This is a genomic window from Actinoplanes sp. NPDC051633, assembly GCF_040681735.1.
GTDB lineage: Bacteria > Actinomycetota > Actinomycetes > Mycobacteriales > Micromonosporaceae > Actinoplanes.
This window is the reverse complement of sequence record NZ_JBFAZH010000739.1, coordinates 1-3,949: the sequence shown is the minus strand read 5'-3', so window position 1 is coordinate 3,949 and position 3,949 is coordinate 1. Positions and strand designations below refer to the sequence as shown.

4 protein-coding genes and 2 pseudogenes are annotated in these 3,949 nt (G+C 69.6%); 3 read left to right on the top strand and 3 right to left on the bottom strand.

The genetic code is table 11. The annotated features are described in order from the left end of the window. A pseudogene (locus tag AB0M20_RS31000) lies at nucleotides 1-334 on the top strand (nitroreductase); the annotation flags it as partial. Nucleotides 335-428: 94 nt separating this feature from the next. Here AB0M20_RS31000 and AB0M20_RS30995 read toward each other — a convergent pair. The 3 genes from AB0M20_RS30995 to AB0M20_RS30985 all read right to left on the bottom strand — a co-directional run bounded on the left by AB0M20_RS30995 (nucleotide 429) and on the right by AB0M20_RS30985 (nucleotide 2,908). Then, nucleotides 429-1,175: an NAD(P)H-binding protein gene (locus AB0M20_RS30995; RefSeq protein WP_364303872.1), complete on the bottom strand. Its 747-nt coding sequence runs from the start codon at nucleotides 1,173-1,175 to the stop codon at nucleotides 429-431. 140 nt (nucleotides 1,176-1,315) lie between these two features. After that, entirely contained in the window at nucleotides 1,316-2,140 is an 825-nt protein-coding gene (locus tag AB0M20_RS30990) for a DUF4386 domain-containing protein (protein ID WP_364303871.1), read from the bottom strand. Nucleotides 2,141-2,170: 30 nt separating this feature from the next. Then, on the bottom strand, nucleotides 2,171-2,908 hold the full coding sequence (locus tag AB0M20_RS30985; protein WP_364303870.1) for a TetR/AcrR family transcriptional regulator: 738 nt from the start codon (nucleotides 2,906-2,908) through the stop codon (nucleotides 2,171-2,173). A 41-nt stretch (nucleotides 2,909-2,949) separates the two neighbouring features. Here AB0M20_RS30985 and AB0M20_RS30980 point away from each other — a divergent pair, with 41 nt between their 5' ends. Further along, nucleotides 2,950-3,408 (top strand): DUF4386 family protein, encoded by a 459-nt coding sequence (locus tag AB0M20_RS30980; protein ID WP_364303869.1) that lies wholly within the window; start codon nucleotides 2,950-2,952, stop codon nucleotides 3,406-3,408. A 5-nt stretch (nucleotides 3,409-3,413) separates the two neighbouring features. Then, nucleotides 3,414-3,949: pseudogene (locus tag AB0M20_RS30975) on the top strand (hypothetical protein); the annotation flags it as partial.

The following is a 3,949-nucleotide window of genomic DNA, read 5'->3' as shown; positions in this document are numbered from 1 at the left end:
CCTCCGCCACGACCGCGATCTGACCGTCTCCGCGGCCCACGAACACGCCGCGACGTTCGGGATTCTCTACGGACCCGAGGACGGCAGACCTGACTGGCTCAGGGCCGGCGAGGCCCTCTCCGCCGCCTGGCTCACCGCCACCGAACTCGGTATCGCGGTCCTGCCGCTCAGCGCCACCATCGAGCTGACCACCACCCGCGAGCGCATGCGACACCTGCTGGCCGGCCTCGGCTACCCGCACCTGGTGCTGCGCCTCGGCACGCCCGACCCGGCCGACCCCGCCGTCCCGCACACCCCGCGGCTACCCACCAGCCAGATCATCGAACGGGCCTGAGCGACCAGCGCGGAGATTCTTGGTGAGGTGTTCGACGGTGATCATTGAGGGCTCTCCTGCCGCGACATGCGCGTGTTTTGGGGTCTTGCTTAGGTCATCTCGGCCCGTCCCTGCTGGCGCCGGCGTTCGCAAGCGCCGAGGGGGTGTTGCGGCCGACGATGGCCGGTGCCTCGTGGACGAGCTCGTCGTCGGTGAGGGCTTCGACCATGAACATGGCGAAGTCCACGCGGCGGGTCACGTTGCTCTGGAGAATCGGGTCGCCGGCATGTCGGCTCCACACCGGTAGACCCTGGCTGTCGCCCTCCTCCAAGTCGCTGCCGCGCACGACGGTCCACCGTGTGTTGCTGGCGAACACCCGGCGGCACGCTTCCACCTGGTCGTCGAGGTCGGCGAAGCGGGCGAGTTTCGCGAGCGGACCGGCGATCTTCACGAGCGCTTTGAGCTTCCAGGAGTACACGTCCTGGCCGTCGCGGGTGATGTGCCACCCGCAGGAGAAGATGAGGCGTGCCCCGGTAGGTGCGTAGTCGAGCACCGCTTGGGCGGTACCGGCCGAGTAGTGGTTGACGCCTCGCGGGACCAACACGGTCAACACGCCGTCACATCCGGCCACCGCGCGCCTGATGACCTCACGGTCATCGGTCGCTCCGGGCATGACCGTGATGCGGCCCTGGAACGCGTCGAGCTTGCCCACGCTGGCTTGCCGGCACACGCCGACCACCTCGTAGCCGCGGTCCAGGGCGTGTTGCACCATGTACTGCCCCAGTTTTCCGGAGGCCCCGACGATGCAGATCTTCCGCTTGGCGGCGCGACCAGCGCCATCTCGGCCTTGTGCTGTTTCCATGACTTCTCTCCTCGCGTCCGGGAAATGCGGTGAATGACTCAGGACTCGCAACAAATGCGGGCGGTGGGCCTGCGACGTGCGCCTGTGGACGCCTGGCAGAACGCGCCGGTCGATGGATTGCCTTCTGGCATAGAGCCGTGTCAGGCCCGAGTGGGTACCGGGTCCTTGACGCCTTCGCTCGTGGAATGACCGCTGCGTCGACCGGTGCCGGGGTCGGCCGGGTTCGGCACCTTCCTGGCTCTGATCACCAGCCAGAGGGCGAGGACGAGTTCGCCGACGAACGTGAACATCGCCGCTGTGGCCATGTACTCGGGCACCAGGAAGAGGATGAAGCTGTCCGCGGCGTAGCCGATACCGGCGACGACGAGCAGGATGCCCACCAGCTTCGGCAGGTAGCCGGACTTCAGCGCGAGATATCCGATCAGGCTCAGGTGGATGCCGAAGAACACCAGCGCGACGGCCCAGCCGGTGCTGAAGGCGTCGAGGGACGTCATCATCTGCGCGTTCAGCTGGGCGGGCTCGTAGGCGGCCGGAGAGGGCGCGGCGGTGACGAGGTTGACCGCGTCGAGGAGGTCGACGACGGCGACCGCGAAGATCGTGGCGAACACGAGCCGGGTCCAGGCCATGAGGATCGAGACGCTGCTGCTGATTGGCTTGAGCAGGACGTACAGCGCCCATGCCACCAGCACGTCGAGGATGATCACCAGGAGGAAGGCGACGATGCCCAGGCGGAAGAGGGATTCGTGGGCCGTGAGGTTGGTGGCCGTGGCGCCTGCGTCTCCCGGGACCACGAGGCGCCGGCGGACGTAGAACTCGGCGAAGGGCGCGATGAGCGCCATCGCCAGGATTCCCCATCCGGCGATGCGTCCGGCGAGGCGCGGCGAGACGTCGATTCCCGACGCGGTGTGTGGCGATTGGTGGGACACGGTGCGGCGGGCCATCGGCGTGCCGCGGATCTGCGTCATGGTTGGTGCTCCTTCGGCGCGTGGCCGAACTCAGTGCCCCGTGGTGTCTCCGGCCGTGGATGAGGGTGAACGTTGCGAGTTGCCGTTTGCGCTCGCGGTGATGCCGTCGAGCAGGCGGTGCAGTCCCCAGACGTATTGCTCGGTGGAGACGTAGCCGGCCATCACGTCCGCGGCGGCCGTGGAACGGGGAAACCGGTCTGGCTCTGCGGCGGCGCTTGCCCGGTGTCGGCTGCCCGCCCGTTCCGCTTCCGGCGGAAGGGGTCCGGCCTGCCCGTGGTCGGCCACCTCGAGCGCGATGGATCCGAACACGTAGACCAGCAGCAGGTGCGCCGCCCGGGCGGCGTCGAACGTGGTCGGTGCGGCCTCGGCGAGAAGTTCGAGGAGCTGTTCGTTGAGGGCGCGGGCGTGCGGCCCGGCCATGGGCGCGCTGATCACGAGGCCGATCGCGCCGGGGTGGGCGGTCAGGCGGGCTCGTAGTTCCAGGGCGAGGGCTTCGACGCGTTGCCGCCATGGCTGGCCGCGGTCGGCGAAGACGCCATGGTCGACCTGGCCGAGCAGCCGCTCGACCAGGGCCCGGAACACGGCCGCCTTGTCCGGGAAGTAGGTGTACACCGCGTTCGGGGACACGTCCACTTTGGCGGCGATGCCGCGCACGGTCGCGGCGTTGGGCCCGCCCTCGTCGAGCAGGGTCAGCGCGGCGTCGAGGATCTCGTCCTCGGTGAAGGCCCGCCGCGGACCGCGAGGCCGCCGTCCGGCCGTTGTTCCCATGATCCCTCCTGTCACTCTTCACAGCGTACATTATTTGTACAGTGTCCAGCGCCAACGATCGACGACCAGATCGGACCGAGATGACCACCACCGGCACGGGCCTCCGCCGGTCGACCGGCGCGCTGTTCCTGACGGGAGCCGTCCCGTTCGCCGCCGCGGCGACGGTGTTGTCGTCCACCTTCGACTGGCCGGGCATCCTGCGGGAACCCGGCAGCGTGGTTCTGCCGGCCTTCGCGGCCGGCGGCGCGGGCCTGGTGTGGACCTGGTTAGCGACCGCGTGGACGTACGCGATCCTGGCCGTGCCGATCCTGCTTCTGCCGGCCGTCCTCCGCCGGCGCAACGACCCGGTGCTGCGGGCGGCCACCACCATCGGCGCCGCCTCGGTCGCCGCCCTCGGCCTGACCGTCCTCCGGCACCCCGTCCCCAACCCGCTCGCCGGCACCACCGCCGTCCGCGCCTTCGTCGCACGCCGGCCGGTCACCGCCGGCCCGAGGAGCTGAGCACCATGACCCACCCCGAAGCACCCCCGACATCGTTCCTGCGGACCTGGTTGATCTGGACCGCAGGGCTCCTCGCATTTCCCCTCGCCGGTCTTGCCGGAACCGCCGTCGCCGGACGGGTCGACAGTCCACTGTCGGCACTCACCGGCGGTGCGATCGTCGGGTCGATCATCGGCGCCGCCCAGGCGGCACTCAGCCGGCGGCGCCTCGACCCGCGCCGGTGGATTCCGGCGACCACCGTCGGGATGGGCCTCGGGCTGTTCCTCGGGGCCGCCGCGGTCGATTACCGCACTTCCCTTGCCGACCTGATGCTGATGGGCGCGATCACCGGTCTGCTGCTCGGTGCCCCGCAGGCCGCCGCCCTGCCCCGCCGGACCCGATCCCGGTGGGCCTGGGCTGCCGCCATGCCCGTCGTGTGGGCGCTGGGCTGGGCGGCGACGACCCTTATCGGGGTCAGCGTCGACGCGCAGTTCACCGTCGTCGGCCTCAGCGGTGCCCTGACCGTGTCGGTTAAAACAAAATATTATCGACTACATGGAAG

What these genes read in the sequence shown, in the direction of transcription:
- AB0M20_RS30990 (WP_364303871.1), bottom strand. Translation starts at nt 2,140, where the DNA reads ATGACGCAGATCCGCGGCACGCCGATGGCCCGCCGCACCGTGTCCCAC.
- AB0M20_RS30995 (WP_364303872.1), bottom strand. Translation starts at nt 1,175, where the DNA reads ATGGAAACAGCACAAGGCCGAGATGGCGCTGGTCGCGCCGCCAAGCGG.
- AB0M20_RS30985 (WP_364303870.1), bottom strand. Translation starts at nt 2,908, where the DNA reads ATGGGAACAACGGCCGGACGGCGGCCTCGCGGTCCGCGGCGGGCCTTC.